Source organism: Klebsiella spallanzanii (assembly GCF_902158555.1).
Lineage (GTDB): Bacteria > Pseudomonadota > Gammaproteobacteria > Enterobacterales > Enterobacteriaceae > Klebsiella > Klebsiella spallanzanii.
Map to the genome: position 1 here is coordinate 174,196 of NZ_CABGGS010000034.1, position 19,277 is coordinate 193,472.

At 54.1% G+C, this 19,277-nt stretch carries 16 protein-coding genes and 1 riboswitch; of the genes, 10 read left to right on the forward strand and 6 right to left on the reverse strand.

The features are described 5' to 3' along the window. Nucleotides 1–19: 19 nt before the first annotated feature. A complete protein-coding gene (locus tag FN082_RS18685; RefSeq protein WP_139538225.1) occupies nucleotides 20–922 on the forward strand; it encodes a LysR family transcriptional regulator in 903 nt (300 codons plus the stop codon). Nucleotides 923–940: 18 nt separating this feature from the next. Here FN082_RS18685 and FN082_RS18690 read toward each other — a convergent pair whose 3' ends face one another. Then, nucleotides 941–2,350, reverse strand: coding sequence for an MFS transporter (locus FN082_RS18690; RefSeq protein ID WP_139538226.1), 1,410 nt, complete (start codon nucleotides 2,348–2,350; stop codon nucleotides 941–943). A gap of 608 nt (nucleotides 2,351–2,958) precedes the next feature. Here FN082_RS18690 and FN082_RS18695 point away from each other — a divergent pair. The 4 genes from FN082_RS18695 to mgtU all read left to right on the forward strand — a co-directional run bounded on the left by FN082_RS18695 (nucleotide 2,959) and on the right by mgtU (nucleotide 6,753). Beyond that, nucleotides 2,959–3,654 carry an MgtC family protein gene (locus FN082_RS18695; protein ID WP_112214881.1) on the forward strand — a complete coding sequence of 232 codons (696 nt, stop codon included), beginning with the start codon at nucleotides 2,959–2,961 and terminating at the stop codon, nucleotides 3,652–3,654. A 156-nt stretch (nucleotides 3,655–3,810) separates the two neighbouring features. Next, the gene (mgtA, locus tag FN082_RS18700) at nucleotides 3,811–6,543 is read left to right on the forward strand and encodes a magnesium-translocating P-type ATPase (RefSeq protein ID WP_139538227.1); all 2,733 of its coding nucleotides are present in this window, start codon (nucleotides 3,811–3,813) and stop codon (nucleotides 6,541–6,543) included. An 18-nt stretch (nucleotides 6,544–6,561) separates the two neighbouring features. Beyond that, nucleotides 6,562–6,654, forward strand: coding sequence for a protein MgtR (gene mgtR / locus FN082_RS18705; RefSeq protein ID WP_142982107.1), 93 nt, complete (start codon nucleotides 6,562–6,564; stop codon nucleotides 6,652–6,654). Between the two features lie 12 nt (nucleotides 6,655–6,666). Next, on the forward strand, nucleotides 6,667–6,753 hold the full coding sequence (gene mgtU / locus FN082_RS30340) for a magnesium transporter protection protein MgtU (RefSeq protein ID WP_254244378.1): 87 nt from the start codon (nucleotides 6,667–6,669) through the stop codon (nucleotides 6,751–6,753). A 34-nt stretch (nucleotides 6,754–6,787) separates the two neighbouring features. Here mgtU and FN082_RS18710 read toward each other — a convergent pair whose 3' ends face one another. From FN082_RS18710 to FN082_RS18720, 3 genes are all read right to left on the reverse strand, one after another. Then, entirely contained in the window at nucleotides 6,788–7,798 is a 1,011-nt protein-coding gene (locus tag FN082_RS18710) for an ABC transporter substrate-binding protein (RefSeq protein WP_139539702.1), read from the reverse strand. Between the two features lie 8 nt (nucleotides 7,799–7,806). Next, entirely contained in the window at nucleotides 7,807–9,936 is a 2,130-nt protein-coding gene (locus FN082_RS18715) for a TonB-dependent receptor (RefSeq protein WP_142982108.1), read from the reverse strand. Nucleotides 9,937–10,202: 266 nt separating this feature from the next. After that, nucleotides 10,203–11,075, reverse strand: a complete 873-nt coding sequence (locus FN082_RS18720) for an arginase family protein (protein WP_142982109.1) — start codon at nucleotides 11,073–11,075, stop codon at nucleotides 10,203–10,205. Between the two features lie 150 nt (nucleotides 11,076–11,225). On the opposite strand from FN082_RS18720, the gene FN082_RS18725 reads away from it, so the two are divergent. Then, a complete protein-coding gene (locus FN082_RS18725; protein ID WP_142982110.1) occupies nucleotides 11,226–11,807 on the forward strand; it encodes a TetR/AcrR family transcriptional regulator in 582 nt (193 codons plus the stop codon). Nucleotides 11,808–11,869: 62 nt separating this feature from the next. On the opposite strand, the gene katG is transcribed toward FN082_RS18725, so the two are convergent. Then, nucleotides 11,870–14,047 (reverse strand): catalase/peroxidase HPI, encoded by a 2,178-nt coding sequence (katG, locus tag FN082_RS18730; protein WP_142461745.1) that lies wholly within the window; start codon nucleotides 14,045–14,047, stop codon nucleotides 11,870–11,872. A 265-nt stretch (nucleotides 14,048–14,312) separates the two neighbouring features. After that, nucleotides 14,313–15,245, reverse strand: coding sequence for a LysR family transcriptional regulator (locus FN082_RS18735; RefSeq protein ID WP_142982111.1), 933 nt, complete (start codon nucleotides 15,243–15,245; stop codon nucleotides 14,313–14,315). 99 nt (nucleotides 15,246–15,344) lie between these two features. On the opposite strand from FN082_RS18735, the gene FN082_RS18740 reads away from it, so the two are divergent. The 4 genes from FN082_RS18740 to mrdA all read left to right on the forward strand — a co-directional run bounded on the left by FN082_RS18740 (nucleotide 15,345) and on the right by mrdA (nucleotide 19,176). Next, nucleotides 15,345–15,779: a DMT family transporter gene (locus tag FN082_RS18740; protein WP_142982112.1), complete on the forward strand. Its 435-nt coding sequence runs from the start codon at nucleotides 15,345–15,347 to the stop codon at nucleotides 15,777–15,779. 9 nt (nucleotides 15,780–15,788) lie between these two features. Continuing rightward, the gene (locus FN082_RS18745) at nucleotides 15,789–16,250 is read left to right on the forward strand and encodes a DMT family transporter (protein ID WP_180349609.1); all 462 of its coding nucleotides are present in this window, start codon (nucleotides 15,789–15,791) and stop codon (nucleotides 16,248–16,250) included. 59 nt (nucleotides 16,251–16,309) lie between these two features. After that, nucleotides 16,310–16,389: riboswitch (ZMP/ZTP riboswitch) on the forward strand. A 19-nt stretch (nucleotides 16,390–16,408) separates the two neighbouring features. Then, a complete protein-coding gene (locus FN082_RS18750) occupies nucleotides 16,409–17,041 on the forward strand; it encodes a LysE family translocator (RefSeq protein ID WP_112214892.1) in 633 nt (210 codons plus the stop codon). Nucleotides 17,042–17,256: 215 nt separating this feature from the next. Continuing rightward, complete coding sequence (mrdA, locus tag FN082_RS18755) at nucleotides 17,257–19,176, forward strand: penicillin-binding protein 2 (protein ID WP_185932132.1); 1,920 nt, start codon at nucleotides 17,257–17,259, stop codon at nucleotides 19,174–19,176. Nucleotides 19,177–19,277 lie beyond the last annotated feature (101 nt).

Below are 19,277 nucleotides of genomic sequence, written 5' to 3' on the forward strand. Positions count from 1 at the left end.
CGCTCACCATGGATAACGGATGGATATCAAACAGCTTAAGTATCTGATTGCGCTCGACAGGACGCGTCATTTTGGCCAGGCCGCGGCGGCTTGCCATATCACCCAGCCCACGCTTTCGATGCGTATCCGCAATCTTGAAGAAGAGCTTAATTTAACGCTGATTCAGCGCGGGCAGCGATTTGAAGGATTCACCCCGGAAGGCGAGCGTATTCTCGCCTGGGCACGAGCGCTGCTGGCGGCGCACGATGGGCTGGAGGCGGAGGCGGCTATCTGTCGCGGGCAGATGGTCGGCCAGCTAAGAGTAGGAATGGTGCCGTTAGCCAGCCTGAATCCGATGCAACTGATTAAACCGCTGTCTGATAAATACCCGGAGCTACAGTTCAGCCTGCTATCGATGACTTCGGAGCAGATCATCGACGGCGTTAGCCGCAACCAGCTGGATCTTGGGATCTGCTATCTGCACCACGTCGATAGCCAGTTGTTTAATGTGGTCTGGTTGCCCAATACCCGCATGGGTTTGCTGCATGATAAGCGTCACTATCAGTTTGAGGAGGCGACTCCTGAATGGGAGACGCTGGCTGCGCTGCCGCTGGGGTTCCTGACGAAGGGCATGTACTACCGCGAATCGATAGAAATGAGCTTTAAGGCCAAGGGGCTGGCGCCGAAGTACGTCTTCGAAAGCGACTCTACTTTTCAGATTATCCAGGCGGTGCAGGCCGGGATCTGCTGCGCGATCATGCCGCTGAATAACGGTCTTGAAGCGTTGAGCGATAATCTGGACATCAGACCCATCGCGGAGACGGAAGTTGACTCAATGCTGGCGCTGATTATGCGCAACAAAGAGCCGGTGTCGTCGCTGGCGGAAAAATGTTTTGCCGATGCACAGAGGATTTTTGGCGAGTCGGCATGCGCCGCTGGCTAATCCCGGCGGCGCTTGTCATCAGATATTCTCCAGGCTTATTCCCCGGGTTTTTGGACCGAAAATACCCACTGACAGCATAACCATCAGCATGCTGGCGACGATAAAGCTAATCACCCCCGGCGTACCGGCATATTGCAAAATAATACCGATTAAGATGCTGGTGATCGCTGTCGACAGGCGGCTAAAGGAGTAGCAGAAGCCTACCGCCCGCGCGCGAATATGGGTCGGGAAAACTTCGGCCTGATAGGCGTGATAGCTGATGGTCAGCCAGGCGTTTGACCAGGTTATCATAAACCCGCAAATCACCAGCAGCACCGGACTGTTTTGCAGGGCAAAGAGGGTACCGAAGATTACCGTCATCAACGCGGAAAGAACAATTTGCCATTTGTTTTCAAAGCGATGTACGAAGCGGGTGCAGAACAGGCAGCCAATCGGGTAGGCGAGGGTAATAAAAAACGCATACAGCAGGCTATGGGTAATGCTCGCCCCCTGGCCGGAAAGCAGCGCGGGCAGCCAGTTGCCAAAGCCAAAGAAGCCGATGGCCTGGAAGAAGTTCATCACCATTAGCATGATGGTGCGTTTGCGATACTGCGGAGCCCAGATCTCTTTAAAGTTTCCCAGCTTACGCGGGCTGTTGTGCTGCTCAACGCAATGGCGAGGTGACGGAGAAACGCCGCAGCGCTGCTCCATTTCGCACATCACCTTGTGGGCGTCCTCGTGGCGGCCTTTTTCCTCCAGCCAGCGCGCCGACTCCGGGAGCTTCTTACGGATAACCCATATCACCAGCGAGCAGAGCGCGCCGAAGATAATCACCCAGCGCCAGCCAGTGAGACCAAAAAGCGTGGTGGGCACCAGCACCCACGACATCAGCGCCACGGCGGGAACCGATAAGAACTGAATAAAGAAGGCGAAAGCGAAGGCTTTATTACGCAGATGGGTCGGTACCCATTCGCTTAAATAGGTGTCAATGGTGACCAGCTCAATGCCGAGACCGACGCCGACCAGAAAACGGCAGAAAATCACTCCTTCGGCGCTGCTTTGTAAGGCCATAATCAGGGAAAAAACACCGTACCAGGCAAGGGCGAACATAAACGTCAGGCGACGGCCCAGTTTATCAGCCAGAGGGGCAAGCAGGCTGGCACCGATAAACAGCCCCATAAAGGTGGATGAGGCAAATGCCGCCTGGTCGGAAATACCGAAAATACCTTTGTCGCCGGTATGGAAAATATCCTCTGCCAGCAGGCCGGTGCTGATATATCCGGTCTGGAAAAGATCGTACAGCTCGAAGAAACCGCCCAGCGCCAGCAGCGTGATAAAGGTCCACAGGCCAACGGAGGCGGGAAGCGCATCGATGCGAGCGGTTAAGCTGGAGTGGGGTTGTCCTGGGGAGGCGAACGGTGCGTCGTCCAGAACCTGGGTGGTAGACATATTATTATTTTCCTCAGATAAAATGTTTGCCTGCTAATGTTAATTGATTGTTAATAGTTTTAAATTTTTAATCGCTCGCCATACGAGCTGCGCACAGCCGAAAATGTTGATAAAATGTGAAAGTGTTGATGAATGAACTGGTTTTTGCTAAAGCCGCCTGCAGGTTTTGAAGTAAAGCACCGGGAAGAGCGGATGACGGTTAGCGTTGCCAACGCTGAATGATGTTAAAACGCGAATAATTTGTCTTATTAGACAATTCTAAACAAATCCTCACCAAAGCGAGATTTTAACTTTACTCAAATAATTGAATGACTATAATGAGCACAAATTCAAACAGGAGAAATATGTTGGACAGTCACCCTTACTTAAACATCAAGGCAAGCTGACGCTATTTTTCCTGCGCTGCTTGCCAAACCGGCGGGCAGCAATCTCCTCACTCAGACGATTGCATCCCATTAAAGAAAAACGCAGCATAGCTGCGAGGATCATCGTCATGTTCATGTTTAAAAATACATTATTCCCTCCGCCGTCAACACGACGTTAATCGCCTCCCCGGCGACAATTTGTCGTGTGCTGAATAAAGCACGTATTTAATTCTTCCAGCAAAAATGGAGGAACGTATGTTGATGTTTCCTTATATCGCAAATTTACTCGCAGCGATGCTGTTGGGTGCGCTGATTGGTGCCGAAAGACAATGGCGTCAGCGTATGGCGGGCTTGCGCACTAACGCACTGGTGGCAACCGGCGCGGCGGTTTTTATTCTCAGCTCAATTTCAACATCGCCGGATAGCCCGGGGCGTATTGCGGCTCAGGTGGTCTCCGGAATCGGTTTTCTCGGCGCGGGCGTTATCATGCGCGAAGGAATGAACGTGCGCGGCCTGAATACCGCCGCCACGCTGTGGTGCTCTGCGGCGATTGGCGTGCTGTGCGGGCTGGGCCAGTTCTGGCAAGCGGCGGCGGCAACGCTGATCATTCTGTGTGCAAATATTTTGCTTCGCGAAGCGGCGCAGCGGATTAATCAGATCCCCGGCGCGACTGAAGAAGAGAAATGCTACGTCCTGAATATTATCTGTAATAGCGAACATGAAAGTGCTATTCGTCAGTTATTACTGAATATCAGTAAAGAGATGACGCTCAGTTTACAGGGGCTGGTTTCAATAGCAGCAAAAGAACAAGGACATAAAGAAATTCGTATTGAGCTGGTCGGCAATGCTGATTATCGAAAGTCACGAGACCTTATTATGTCAAGAATTGGCGGTCACGAAAATATTACGTCAGTCCGCTGGTGCGTTGAGGGGAGCTAATCCCCAGGATATTAAACTATTGCAATGATTTGCATAAGGAGGGAATGATGGATATTCCCATAGGCCTAAAGTAATACGCGCTTAATAGCGAAAGAAATACATTATGCATAGACATTTTATGCAGGGATAAACACGTTTTAAATTTGGGGAACAATCATGACTGACATGAAAATAGAAAACCGGAAAGTAAACCGGTCTGCGTCAGAAAATGATAAGCAGCATAAAAAAAGCTTTGCCATTGAAACTGAGGCCTTTAACAGCCCGGACCATACGCTGGCGCGGCTCAACAGCAGCCGTCAGGGGCTGACAACGGAAGATGCCCTCGAGCGGCTGGAGGATTATGGCCGCAATGAGGTTGCGCATGAACAGGCACCTCCGGCGCTGATCCAGCTTTTGCAGGCATTCAATAACCCGTTTATTTACGTTCTGATGGCGCTGGCTGCCGTCAGCTTCGTGACCGATTACTGGCTACCGCTGCGTAACGGCGAAGAGACCGATCTGACCGGAATTATCATTATTGTGACGATGGTCAGTTTGAGCGGGTTATTGCGTTTCTGGCAGGAGTTTCGGACCAACAAAGCGGCGCAGGCGCTGAAATCGATGGTTCGTACTACGGCGACGGTGCTGCGCCGCGGGCCCGGCAATATTGGCCCGGTACAAGAGGAAATAGCGATAGAGGAGCTGGTGCCTGGGGACATTATCTTCCTGGCAGCGGGGGACCTGGTTCCGGCGGACGTTCGCCTGCTGGAGTCCCGGGATCTGTTTGTCAGCCAGTCGATACTCAGCGGCGAGTCGCTGCCGGTTGAAAAGTATGACGTTATGGCCAGCGTGTCCGGCAAAGGCAGCGACAGGCTCCCGGAGCCGAACAAGGACAAGAGTCTGCTTGAGATGGGCAACATTTGCCTGATGGGAACCAACGTGACCAGCGGCAGGGCGCAGGCGGTGGTTGTGGCCACCGGCAACCGCACCTGGTTTGGTTCACTGGCAAAATCCATTGTTGGAACCCGTACCCAGACGGCGTTCGATCGCGGGGTGAATAGCGTCAGCTGGCTGTTGATCCGCTTTATGCTGGTGATGGTGCCGATCGTCCTGCTGATCAACGGATTCAGCAAAGGCGACTGGGTAGAAGCCTCGCTTTTTGCTCTGGCGGTGGCGGTTGGCCTGACGCCAGAAATGCTGCCGATGATCGTCAGTTCTAACCTGGCGAAAGGCGCCATCGCGATGTCACGGCGCAAAGTGATCGTTAAACGCCTGAACGCCATTCAGAACTTTGGCGCGATGGATGTGTTGTGTACCGATAAAACCGGCACCCTGACTCAGGACAATATCATTCTCGAGCACCATCTTGACGTGAGCGGTACCGAGAGCGATCGGGTACTGACGCTGGCATGGCTTAACAGCAGCAGCCAGAGCGGGGCGCGTAATCTGATGGACCGGGCGGTGCTGCGCTTTGGTGAGGGGCGGATTTCCCCCTCGACAAAAGAACGTTTTGTGAAGCTTGATGAACTGCCATTCGACTTTGTACGTCGTCGGGTGTCAGTCTCGGTGGAGGATGTACGCCACGGTGACAAGAGCCTGATCTGCAAAGGCGCGGTCGAAGAGATGCTGATGGTGGCGACCCACCTGCGCGAAGGCGACAAGGTGGTTGAGCTGGATGAAACCCGCCGCGACCTGCTGTTAGCCAAAACCGAGGACTACAATGCTCAGGGTTTCCGCGTGCTGCTGGTGGCAACCCGCAAACTGGATGACTCCGCCTTAACCACGCCTCTCAGCACTGCCGATGAGCAGGGATTGACGGTCGAAGGTATGCTGACTTTCCTCGATCCGCCGAAAGAGAGCGCCGGAAAAGCAATTACTGCACTGCGTGATAACGGCGTGGCGGTGAAAGTCCTGACCGGCGATAACCCGGTGGTCACGGCGCGTATTTGCCTCGAAGTCGGGATTGATGCCCACGGCATCCTGACCGGTGCGCAAATTGAGGCGATGACGGATAACGAACTGGAGCGCGAAGTGGAAACACGCTCGGTGTTCGCTAAGCTGACGCCGTTGCAGAAGTCGCGCATTTTGAAAACGTTACAGAAAAACGGCCATACCGTCGGTTTCCTTGGCGATGGTATTAACGACGCGCCAGCGCTGCGCGATGCTGATGTAGGGATTTCGGTTGACAGCGCGGCGGATATCGCTAAAGAAGCATCCGATATTATCCTGCTGGAAAAGGATCTGATGGTGCTGGAAGAAGGCGTTATCAAAGGCCGTGAAACCTTCGGCAATATCATTAAGTACCTGAACATGACCGCCAGTTCTAACTTCGGTAACGTTTTTTCGGTACTGGTGGCCAGCGCGTTTATTCCATTTTTGCCGATGCTGGCGATTCACCTGCTGATCCAGAACCTGATGTACGATCTGTCCCAGCTTTCGCTGCCCTGGGACAAGATGGACAAAGAGTTTCTGCGCAAACCGCGCAAGTGGGATGCCAAAAACATCGGCCGCTTTATGCTGTGGATTGGCCCGACGTCGTCGATTTTTGATATATCCACTTTCGCGCTGATGTGGTACGTATTCGCGGCGAATAATGTTGAAGCGCAGTCCCTGTTCCAGTCAGGCTGGTTTATTGAAGGGCTGCTGTCGCAGACGCTGGTGGTGCATATGCTGAGGACGCAGAAGATTCCGTTTATCCAGAGCCGCGCCACGCTGCCGGTGCTGCTCACCACCGTGCTGATTATGGCGATGGGGATCTATATTCCCTTCTCACCGCTGGGCGCGATGGTCGGGCTGGAGCCGCTGCCGCTGAGCTACTTCCCGTGGCTGGTTGCGACGCTGCTCAGCTATTGCCTGGTGGCGCAGGGTATGAAGCGTTTCTATATCAAACGTTTTGGTCAGTGGTTCTGATGATAAGGAGGCGCAGAGATGAATCGTTCTCCGGACACCCTCATCGCGCTGATATTTTTTCTGATGGGTCTGCTGGTGCTGCTGTTGGCTTTCTGGCAAATCCTGTTCTGAAGAGGGGGCACGATGCGCAAAGGATCGCTGGATAAAGTCTTTATTCAGGTGGCGATTATTGCGGCCATTATCATTCTGTTGACCATCTGGATAAGATAAAAGGAACCCCGGGCCTGTGGCCCGGGGTTTTGACTTACCGTTGCGGCGGTAGCGCCTGTAAAATCCGCCCGGCCTCTTTCTCATTAAGCGGATAATCAAAGAAGCGCTGATAGAAATCACGGGTGATGCTCACCATATCAACATTGGCAAAGCGCTGAGGATGAAGCAACTTAGCCGCCCACTGAATTTGCAATGCGCTTTCGGTGCCATAACGATCCCACGGGAAAACGCCTGACGGATTCTGCACCACATGATCGTTTTTCACCGCGTTCAGGCTGGCAAAAAGTCCAGCCCAAGGGGATGTCTTCCAGTCGCCGCTGCCGGGGCCGAGAATGATAATGTCCGGCTGCCAGGCCAGCACTTTCTCCGGCGAAACCTCCTGCATATTGCCGTTAATTTCCTGCGCGACGTTCCTGCCGCCCGCCAGATGGATCCAGGTGTCAATCAGCGTATGGCTGCCGTCTACTTTCAGGGGCTTCAGCGATTGAATATGTAGTATCCGTGGGCGCTCATTGTCACTGAGTGACGCTGTTTTTTTCCCGACGCTATCAATAACTGATTGAAGATATTGATTATATTCGCCAGCTCGCGCCAGAGCCTGTCGACTGCCAATCACCTGCGCGGTGGTGGTTAACGAGTGCTGTAGCGAAGGATAGTCGGTAAAACGCATCTCCATAACCGGCAGGCCCGCCTGGCGAAACGCCGCGGCATCACCGTTATCTTTCGCGACAAATACCACCTGGGCTCCCTGAGCGAGCAGCGCCTCGCTGGTGAAGTGCGGCCCGCGAGCGATCAACGCCTGATGCAGCTTCGGCGCAATATGAAACATCCACGGCCGAGCGTCAGGGCGGTTGACGGTAGCGACGATGTTATCGCCAACCCCCAGCGTCATCAGCAAGGAATGGTGGGCGTACCAGCCTTCGGCAATTCTGTCCACGTTGTCGGGAAGGGTAACGTTGTGTCCGGCATCGTCGGTCACCTGACGGGAAGCCAGCGCCGGGAAGGCCAGAACAGCGCAGAGTAAACCAGCAGCTAATTTTTTCATTGGGCTCCTTAGAAGTCGAACTGTACAGAGACCGTCGCTTCACGCGGCGCGCCTAATTGCGCGCTGGCGTATCCCGCACCGGTATAGCCGGTCAACGCGCCGGGAACGATATTGGTCCAGTATTGACGATTGGTAATGTTAGTCACTGCTAACCTAAAGGTGGTGTCGGTATTGAACAACCGGGTGCGATAGTTGCTGCCAAGATCAACAGTGGTATAGCTGCCGACCCAGCTGTCGTTGGCGTTATCGGTCGCGCGGCGGCCAACGTAATGAATGTTGCCAGTCACGTCGAGGCCTGGCAGCTGCTGGATGCTGTAAACCGCCAGCATGTTGGCGGTGAAGCGCGGCAAACCAACGACCTGTTTATCATCCGCGTTGGCGCTTGAGGTGTCATGCAGGCGTGGGTCAAGCCAGGTCGCGCCGCCAAACAGGCGCAGGTTGCGAGTAACGTGGCCATCGGCCATCAGCTCGATCCCGCGGTTTTTCTGCGTACCGTCCTGAGCGAAATCGCCGTTGCTGTTGGTATAAGCAAACGGACGTTCAGCCTGAAATAGGGCGGTACTTAACAGCAAATCCTGTGTCGGCGCATATTTGGCACCGATTTCAATCTGATGGCTGCGGTATGGATCGAGCACTTCCCCGGCGTTATTGGCCCCTGTCGGTGCGGTGTCGCCTTGCTGCATGCTGTTGGCCCAGGTGGTATAGAGGGTGACGTTATCAATCGGTTTATACATCAGGCTGGCGGAACCGCTGACGCCGTTATCATCGCTTTTGCTGCTGCGCTGGCTACTTTTGTTGTAGTTACTGACGGTAAACAGGTTTTCACTGCCGGAAAGCAACAGGCTCCACTGCGGGTTAAAGGTCAGCGTATCGCTGAGTAAAAAAACGTGCTGGGTGGTGGTGGCCGAATGGTAGCGGTCAGTGAAGTCTGGGTAATCTGGCCGCTCAAAAGTTGGGTTATCGTTGAGTGATGAACTGCCTAATGTCTGGGTGCCGCCGCTGCGCGGGTTGTAGTTCTTCCAGACAAAACCGCGCATGCCGAGCGCCAGATCGTGCTGTAGCCAGCCGGTCTCTACGCTGCCGGTAAGGTTCGCCAGATAGCTGTTGATCGTAAAACGGCTGGCGGCAGAGTTGGCAGTTGTGGTGGTGTAGTTACCTTTATTATCGGTAAGCGTATTGGTGACTGCGGTGGATTCGCGATCGGCAATCTGACGCAGCACGCCGACATCCAGCAGCCAGTTGCCGTCGAAATCGTGTTTGATATGCAGGCTGCCGGTGGTGGTGGTGTCGTCATTCCCGGCGTAATACTGGCCATATTTGTCTTTCGTTGAGTCCAATGCCGACGGGAATTGGGTGCCTTTGGCAAGAGCAAAGCTGCCGGGCATCCCTTTTTGATAGAAGTGGTAGTAGCTGAAGTTGCTCTCCAGTACGGTTTTATCGGTCAGCTGGAAATCCAGCGCCAGCCCGGCATACTGATTGCGCTGACGGCTGCCGTGGGTATAGCCGCTGCCGTCCTGATCCATCAGGTTGAGACGATATTTAACCCGGTCGCCCGCATCCAGGGGGCCGCTCAGATCCAGCGCCGCGTTGGCACCCGAACCCGTGCCGCCGCCGACGGTTACCCGACGCAGCGGGACATCGGTTGGCCGCTTTGATACCAGGTTAAACATCCCCGCGGGGTTAGCCGGCCCGTACAGCGCGCCCGCCATACCGTTCAACACCTCGATACGCTGGAACTGCTCCGCCGGGTATTCGGTGGTTGAGACTACGTTCAGGCCGTCAATCATACTGTTTTGTACTACGCTACCCTGCATGCCGCGGGTTTGCGGGCGCACGCCTTCGCCCTGTACAGAAGGCATATAGCGGTAAACGTCTTTAACGCTGCCGAGCTGCTGCTGGCGAATCAGAGAATCCGACATGGTTTGTACCGCCCACGGTACATCGAGAAGCTTGCGTTTGCCGAGGTTGCCCAGCGTCGCCTGCTTTTGTGCTGCAGGAGTATTGTCATCAAGAGATTCTGCATTGGCCTGCGGCGCGGCGCTGACCACCATGGTTTCTTCCGCATAAGCGGTAATCGCCATAAACAATGAGGAGTAGGGAATAACCCCGGTCAATAAAGCGAGTTTCGTTAAGCGCATGAGTTTTAATTTCAGACTGGTGAAAGTGGAATGAGGCGAGAGCGACTCACGTCTCCGTCTGAAGGGTACGAATTATAATTGTATGATGATTAAGGGTAGGGATGATCGATATATATGTCAATATATAACGATTATTGCCAGTCGCTAAACGTTGCCAGATTCCGTTATTCGGCGATTTTATTTAATTGATTATTATATGAATTTAATGACGATATCCCCATCAAGGGGTAGGCTGTGTTCCCCTGAAGATATCAGGGGAACGGCAATCATTTGAGAAGTGGTAATTCGGCAAGCATCTGCTTAAGGTTTATTGCGTCCCAGGGCAGATGTTCCGCGACGGTGAGTCCTACCGGTAATGCCAGCGCAGTAGCCTGATTTACCAGCATGACCACTTCGCTCATCGTCAGTTTCCCTTCGGCTACATCGCCAAAGTCGTGTTCTCCTCGTCCGGGTCGGGCAAAGAGTACCGAGCGGAACAGATCGGGATTCAACACATCAAGATCGAGGTGGATCGCCAGATATTCAATACCTTCGCGGGTTATCCAGTCACTTACCGCCTGAGCGCCGTCTCTCACCGCTTGCGGATCGCAGGTCGCGATAGCGTGGTCGGTAATAAACTGTGCTTCATATTCCAGCGGGCTGTGAATACCAGCAATCATCGCTTTATGCGGCGATAGGGGCGTTTTAACGTCGCGGGTCAGTTCGCTGTCGCTCACGCCCATCAGCGCGCCCAGGACGTGAGCGTGGGAATGAGGGTACTGTTCCGGGGTCATGACGTCAGGGTGAGAGTCAATCCACAGGATGCCGAGCTTATCGCCATATTTCTCAGTGAGATAAGCGAACGGGGCCAGCGAGACCAGGCAATCGCCGCCAAGGGTCACAATAGTTTCCGGGTGATGTTCAGCGATTTTTTCACGTGCGTTGCGCAACTGCGCGACAACCTGGCTGCGGCCAACAATGCCGTTCTCGTTCACCAGTGGTTTATCGGACGGCGGCGTGACGGCGACTTCCGCCACGGCACCAGGAGAGGGGGGCGCGAGCCAGGCAAGAAGCTGGGAACCAAAATAGTAGGGCGGATTGTTGCCTCCTTGCCATTGCGGGAAGAGCAAACGGAGATTGTTGTGGGGTGAGTGAGTCATGAAACCCTCGATTCAGTGATGAACATACAAATGAACGAACGTTCATTCACTTTATAGTGTGTCTGAAATCAGTGCAAGCAAACCCGCACAACGTCTAGCCAGCATTGCGCAAAAGAGGCTAGAATCGCCCATCGCTGGATGGGGGCACAAATGTCAAAAGATTCAGAAACGTACCATAAACTGATTGTCGCGGCGGCGGCCTGCTTCTCTGAAAAAGGGTTTAACGGCACCAGCGTGCGGGAGATTGCGCAGCGGGCAGGGATTAGCCAGGGGGCGATGTACACCTATTTCAAAAGCAAAGACGAGCTGGTTGAAGCCATTATCCTTGAAGAGCAGAAATCTGCGCTGGCAAAGCAGCAGGAACCGCTGCACGGTACCTGCTTCGGGCAGGTTTGCCGTCTTGCTATCTCCTGCATCCAGGAGGTCGGCTATCCTTCATCCCACTCGCTGTGGGTGGAGATCATTGCGGAGTCGGCCAGAAAAGAGAACCTGCGTGCGGCTTTTATTGCCAGCGATAAGGTCATGCGTGAAGGCGTGGCGCATATCATCCGCAAGGGTATTGTTGCCGGAGAATTTAGCCAGCAGGTCGATCCTGAGGAAGCCACGATGACCCTTTTCGCGTTGATTGACGGTTTTATCGGGCGTAAGGCCATGATACCTTCATTCGAAATTGAAGCACAAATTACGCGTTTTACCGACGTGATAGCGGCGGTTTTGCAGAAATTACCGTGAAGCAGGCGAGGGATACAGGGCGGAAGAAACCCCGGCGGGCGTGAAGCCTGCCGGGGAAGGGATTACAGATCGAAGCGATCCAGATTCATCACTTTGGTCCACGCCGCCACAAAATCAGTGACGAACTTCTGCCGCGCATCGCTGCAAGCGTAAACCTCAGCCAGCGCGCGAAGCACAGAGTTGGAACCAAACACCAGGTCAACGCGGGTGGCGGTGTATTTCTCTTCACCGCTCTTACGGTCGCGGCCGATAAACAGCTCAGACTGCTCATCCGCGGCTTTCCAGACAGTGCCCATATCGAGCAGATTGGCGAAGAAATCGTTAGTCAATACGCCCACTCGGTCGGTAAACACGCCGTGCTTGCTGCCGTCGAAGTTAGCGCCCAGCACGCGAAGACCACCGACCAGCACCGTCATTTCCGGCGCGGTCAGCGTTAACTGCTGCGCTTTATCAATCAACAACGTTTCAGTGGAAATACCGCTTTCAATGCGACGATAGTTGCGGAAACCGTCTGCCAGCGGTTGCAGCAGATCCATCGATTCGACATCAGTCTGATCCTGACGTGCATCGACGCGACCTGGAGCAAAAGGCACGCTAACCTGCACGCCTGCCGCAGCGGCGGCCTGCTCAATGCCAACTACACCTGCCAGCACGATAATATCGGCCAGCGATGCTTTACCGGATGCCTGCTGAATTGCCTGCAGAGTCGGCAACACGCGGGTCGCAATAGCGTTGACCGGCCAGGATTTCTGCGGCTCCAGCGCCAGGCGCGCACCGTTAGCACCACCGCGTTTATCACCGCCGCGGAAGGTAGAAGCAGATGCCCATGCCACTGACACCAGTTCGCTTACCGACAGACCGGCATCGGCAATCGCCGCTTTCAGGCTGGCGATATCATCGGAGGTCGGGTTGTGGGTAGCTGCCGGTAATGGATCTTGCCAAATCAGATCTTCTTTCGGCACTTCCGGTCCCATGTAACGGGATTTTGGCCCCATATCGCGGTGGATCAGCTTGAACCACGCGCGGGCAAAGGCTTCGTTAAAGGCCTGCGGGTCGTTGAGGAAGCGACGTGAAATCTTGTCAAACTCCGGGTCAAAGCGCAGCGTCAGGTCGGTGACCAGCATCGTTGGCTTGCGTTTTTTCTCCGGATTGAATGGGTCGGGAATAATCTCCGGCGCGTCTTTCGCTTCGAACTGAATCGCGCCAGCCGGGCTACGGGTCTGTACCCACTCATATTTGTACAGGTTTTCGAAGAAGTAGTTGCTCCACTGGGTTGGGGTTTGCGTCCAGACCACTTCCAGGCCGGAAGTGATAGCGTCCGGGCCAACGCCGCTGCCGTAGCTGTTCGCCCAGCCCAGCCCCTGAGCTTCAATCGGCGCGGCTTCCGGCTCAGCGCCGACGTGGCTGGCTGCTGCGGAACCGTGCGTTTTACCCAGCGTATGACCACCGGCGATTAGGGCGACAATCTCTTCATCGTCCATTGCCATATTGCCGAAGGTGGCGCGAATAGCGGCGGCGGCGGAGAGCGGATCACCGCTGGCGTTAGGGCCTTCAGGGTTAACGTAAATCAGCCCCATTTCGGTCGCGCCAATGGCTTGCTTATTCAGGCTTTCCGGATGACGATGCGCCAGCCATTCGGTTTCATTGCCCCAGTCAACGTCCAGATCCGGTTCCCAAACATCTTCACGACCGGCACCGAAACCAAAAGTGCGGAAACCTGAGTTTTCCAGTGCCACGTTACCCGCCAGCATATAGAGGTCGGCCCAGGAGATTTTCTGGCCATATTTCTGTTTTACCGGCCACAGCAGGCGGCGAGCTTTGTCCAGACTGACGTTATCCGGCCAGGAGTTAAGCGGTGCAAAACGCTGCTGTCCGCGACCCGCGCCGCCGCGACCGTCAACGGTACGATAGGTACCTGCGCCGTGCCACGCCATACGAATAAACAGCCCGATATAGCTACCCCAGTCAGCAGGCCACCACTCCTGTGAGTCTGTCAGTACGGCGCGGATATCGGCCTTCAGCGCCGAATAATCGAGCTTTTTGAATTCTTCCCGATAGTTAAAATGTTCACCCAGCGGGTTCGAACGATTGGAGTGCTGATTCAGCAAATCAACACGTAGTTGGTTTGGCCACCAGTCGCGGTTGCCGGTACCACCGCCTGCGCTCTGGGTTGGCGCTTCGGCGTGGAAGGGGCATTTCCCAGCGGGTGCGTTATTCGAAGGGTCGTTTGACGTGCTCATATCAGGCTCCGTTTGCTTTTGTGAATGCCATAACGATATACACTGCTACCAATAAGCGATATTTGAATGAGTCTACGGATTTAATAGCTATTTCCGTTCAATCACTACTATAAAAACCGTGCAATTATTGTTGTTAAACGGTTGGTTATCAAAACCACCGTAATAACCATAGTCGTAACAAAGGGGTAAAGGAAACGTTAAAGTGCTTTCGTCATCACCGAATGCTAATTGTTTGAGTTATGACAATTTTAGTGCGTATAACCGCTTAGCGCTGCCAGTATAAAGGCGTACCAAAAGCGTCGATAAAATAGTCAATCACCGCGCGTACGTTTAGTGAGGGATGCCGGGCATGAGGGTAAATGGCGGAAACCGGGGAAGGTACGCTGCTGATAGCGGCGGTATAATTGGTCATCAGCTTAATAAGTCTTCCCTCGCCAATTGCTTCGTTCACCATCCAATCAGGAAATAGCACTACGCCCATACCTCCGAGCGCAGAGGTCAATAACGCATCGGCATTGTTTGAGGCCAGCTGCGGCGTCTGCGGATAGTGCATCCATTCTCCATCCGCAAGGCGGAACAGCCAGCGGTTAGGTCCGTTTGAACCACTGTAAACCAGCGTACTGTGCTGACGAAGATCTTCTGGGTTCTTCGGGATGCCGCGCCGTTGTAGATATTCCGGAGCTGCAACCAGGTAGTGGTGCTGCATACCGAGCACTCTGGCATGAAAGCTGGAGTCCGGGAGACTGCCGATACGAAAAATAACGTCGGTCGCTTCACGGTGCGGATCGATAAAATCATCGGTCAGCGCCAGCTCAATTTGCATCTGCGGATAACGTTCCTTCAGGTCCGGGAGCCACGGTGCGATATGGCGCTGACCGAAATAGACCGGGGCGTTTATGCGTACCAGACCACCCGGCTGAAGCGTCCGCTCCTGAAGGTCACGTCTGGCGGCGCTAAACTGTTCGCTGATGCTTCTGGCATGGGCGGCGAACAGACGCCCGGCTTCGGTTGGCACCACTGAGCGGGTGTTGCGATAAAACAGCTGTTGGCCGAGGGAGTCCTCAAGCTGATGGATGACCCGCGATACCATGGAAGGGGAAACGCCTTCCCGCCGCGCGACTACTGAAAAACTCTGGCTGTCGTAAACAGCGATAAAAAGCTGCAACGCCCGAAAATTCACATTGTCTGCATCGCTCATTAATGCAATATCCGCAAAAGTGTTTCCTTGATTGTATCGTTTTTTACATTACTCCGCTGCTTTATGCTCTGCCGCCTGATCAATAAGCGAGTAGCAACGATGCAGTTAGTACTGATTTTTTTGGTGATTGCCGGCGGTATGGGATTATCCGTTGAAGCCGGTCTTTTAGGGCCGCTGGCCGGGCAGGTAGGGGATTTATGGGCCACATTCAGTATTTTTAGCGTTGGAACCGCGCTGACGTTTCTACTGATGCTGCTGTTTGGCCCACGACAAAGCCCTTCATTTTTCTCCTTGCCGGGCTGGCAGCTCACCGGGGGCATTCTGGGACCGATTTACGTCGTCATCTTAACCGTTGCCGTGCCGGTTATCGGTATCGCCATGACCATGATCGGCATTCTTGCCGGTCAGGTATGCAAAAGCCTGCTGATCGACCATTACGGATTATTCGGTTCGCCAAAACGTAAAATTGATGGTCGGCGGCTTCTCGCTCTGCTGTTTATCGTTTTCGCCCTGATTTTAATCGCCACAAGCTGAGGATATGTCATGAGTAGCATAATGATTTTGCTGGCGCTGGTTGGCGGCGCAATGTTGAGCATGCAGGCAGCGATCAATGGCCGTTTAGGTAGCCAGGTTGGCGTATTCCGTAGTGCGTTTCTCACTTTCGCGGTAGGTGGAGTGATTACGGCGCTGCTGATTTTTTACTTTGAACCCCGCCAGGTGGTTACGCTACTGGATGTACCTAAATGGCAGCTATTAGGCGCGTTTTGCGGCGTGCCCTATATTGTGATTATGGTGCTGGCGGTACAGCGTATTGGTACCGCAACGGCTACGGTGGCAGTGATTTTTGGCCAACTGACCATGAGCCTGCTGATTGATAACTTCGGCTGGCTGGGAAATGACGCCATCGCCTTTTCACCTGGACGGCTGGGGGCGATTATCTGCCTGGGGCTGGCGCTTTTCTTTATCTATCGTTCCAGTGCGGCGGAAAAAGACAAAAGCAGTTGAAAGATGGTGCCCACCTGTTCAGGTGAGTTGCCGTTTGCCGCCGAACGCGACCATACTGTTCAGCACCATGTTACTGGCGCTTAAGACAGGTTACTGTCGGGGAGCATGGTGTTAGCCGCCGCGCGCCTGGGCATCACTTCATTCACTGGAGATACGCTATGCCTGAATTTTCGTCGCTGCTAACCTTTGCTCTTGTCGCCCTTGGTCTGGTGCTGACGCCTGGCCCGAATATGATCTATCTGATTTCACGCTCGATTTGCCAGGGGAGAAGGGCCGGGTTGGTTTCCCTGGGCGGCGTGGCGCTGGGTTTTGTGTTTTATATGCTGTGCGCCGCCTTCGGTATTACCGCGCTGATCTTCGCCGTTCCCTATGCGTATGACATTTTACGTATCAGCGGCGTTGCATATTTGCTCTATCTGGCCTGGCAGGCGGTGAAGCCCGGAGGCCGTTCGGTCTTTGCGGTGCGCGATTTGCCCGCAGATAGCGGCCGCAAACTGTTCTTGATGGGCTTTGTGACTAATCTGGCGAATCCAAAAATCGCCATTATGTATCTCTCTTTATTGCCGCAGTTTATTACTCCGGGACACGGCAGCATCCTCTCTCAGTCGCTGATACTGGGGTTTACCCAGGCGATAATTAGCGTGGCGGTCAATGCGCTGATTGTAGTGATGGCCGGACAGGTTTCGTTGTTTCTTGCCGGACGCCCTTTATGGCAGCAGTTTCAGCGCTGGTTGATGGCGACGGTACTGGCGGGGATGGCGGTTAAAATCGCCTTTGAGGCCCGTAGATAGCAGATGGTCCTCTCTGTATATCGGTTAATCGGTATTGACTTCTGTTGCGTTGCCAATAGAGGTCTTTTTCGTGACGTTGTCACGTATTTTCTCACATACTGATACATTTCTGCCAGAACATTAGCAACCTTTCGGTAGGGCTCCCGCGTTGATAACGCTATTCTTCCACGCTTTTCCCTTTTCAGGCCCTTTGTAATCCAGGTAAATGACCGCTAATGTCCCTAATGAGAGATGAAATTCGCGACCACTCAGCGGAAGAGATGCTATTTATTCGCCGTGCTGTCATTGCTTTTCTACTGGTGGTGGTCTGCTTTGCCATCCTGATTATTAACCTCTACCGCCTGCAGGTCGATCAGCACGACTTCTATCAAACCCGCTCAAATCAGAACGACATCAAAATGCTGCCCATCGCGCCGAGCCGGGGGCTGATTTTCGACCGCAACGGCATTCCGCTGGTGCAAAACATCACCCTGTACCGTTTGCAGGTGATCCCGAGCAAAATCGCTGATATGACGGCGCTGCTGCAGCAGTTGACGCCGATTGTCGATCTCACCCCGGAAGATATCGCCGGTTTTCGCGACGATATGCATCACAACAGCCGCTATAAAGAGGTGACCTTAAAATCGGATCTCAGCGACGTGGAAGTGGCGCGCTTTGCGGTCAATGAGTTTCATTTCCCCGGCGTTACCGTTGAGAGCTATCAGCAGCGCGATTACCCCTACGGCGCAGAGCTGGCGCATGTGGTCGGCTATGTGTCGAAAATCAACGACAGCGATCTGCAAAAGCTGGCGAAAGCGGGTGAAGAAGAGAACTACGCCGCCGACCATAATATCGGTAAGCAGGGCATTGAAGGCTATTACGAGAAAGCGCTGCACGGCACTACGGGTTATCAGGAAGTTGAGGTGGATAACCATGGCCGGGTGGTGCGCTTGCTAAAAGAGGTGCCGCCGGTTGCCGGGAAGAATATCTACCTGACGCTGGACCTGCACCTGCAGCAGTATATCGAGTCGGTGCTGAAGGGGCAGCGTGCGGCGGTCGTTGCGGTCGATCCGCGTGATGGCGGGGTACTGGCGATGGTCTCCAGCCCGAGCTATGACCCAAACCCATTTGTCAGAGGTATTGGCTATCAGGCCTACCGTTCACTGCTCGATAACCCGGATCGGCCGCTGATTAACCGGGTCACCCAGGGGCTGTATCCGCCGGCCTCCACGGTTAAACCCTATATGGCGCTGTCGGCGCTGTCGGCTGGGGTCATCACCCCAACAACTTCTTTCTTCGGCGCGTCGACCTGGACGCTGCCGGGAACCCAGCGCCGTTATCGCGACTGGCTAAAGAGCGGTCACGGTATGCTGAATGTGACAAAAGCGATTGAAGAATCGGCGGATACCTTTTTCTATCAGGTAGCGTTCGAAATGGGCATCGACCGTATCCATGAGTGGTTAAGCAAATTTGGCTATGGCCAATCAACCGGCATCGATCTTAACGAAGAGTACGCCGGAGTGTTGCCGAGCCGGGAGTGGAAGCAGCGAGTGCATAAAAAACCGTGGTATCAGGGGGATACTATCTCCGTCGGTATCGGCCAGGGCTACTGGATTGCCACGCCAATCCAGATGGTGAAAGCGCTGACTACGCTGATTAACAACGGTAAGGTACAAAACCCGCATCTGCTCTATTCCATGAAGCAAGGCAACAAGGTCGAGCGCTATCAGCCGCCGCAGAATCTGCCGCAGGTTGGCGATCCGCATTCACCATACTGGAGCGTGGTGCGTAACGGCATGTATGGCATGGCGAACTTGCCAAATGGCACCGGCTATAAGCTGTTTCATACCGCACCGTATCAGATTGCGGCCAAGTCCGGGACTTCCCAGGTCTTTAGCCTGAAAGAGAACCAGACCTATAACGCCAAAATGATCCCGGTACGCCTGCGCGATCATATTTTCTATACCCTGTTTGCGCCATATCAGCATCCGAAAGTGGCGATGGCGCTGATTCTGGAAAACGGTGGCGGCGATGGCGTGGTTGCGGGGCCAACGGCACGCGCGATCCTCGACCATATTTTTGACCCGGCCAATGTGCCAGCGGCGCAAGGTGCACAATCGACCGTGCCGCAGGTAGACAGCGCCGACGCGCAATAGGGCATTATTCACTCAAAGCATAAGCGTTAACGGATTGGTTATTTGCCGCCGTTAGCGCTTTTGCTCATAGTAGAGTTCTGTGTTGTTGTGAAAAAGGCGTT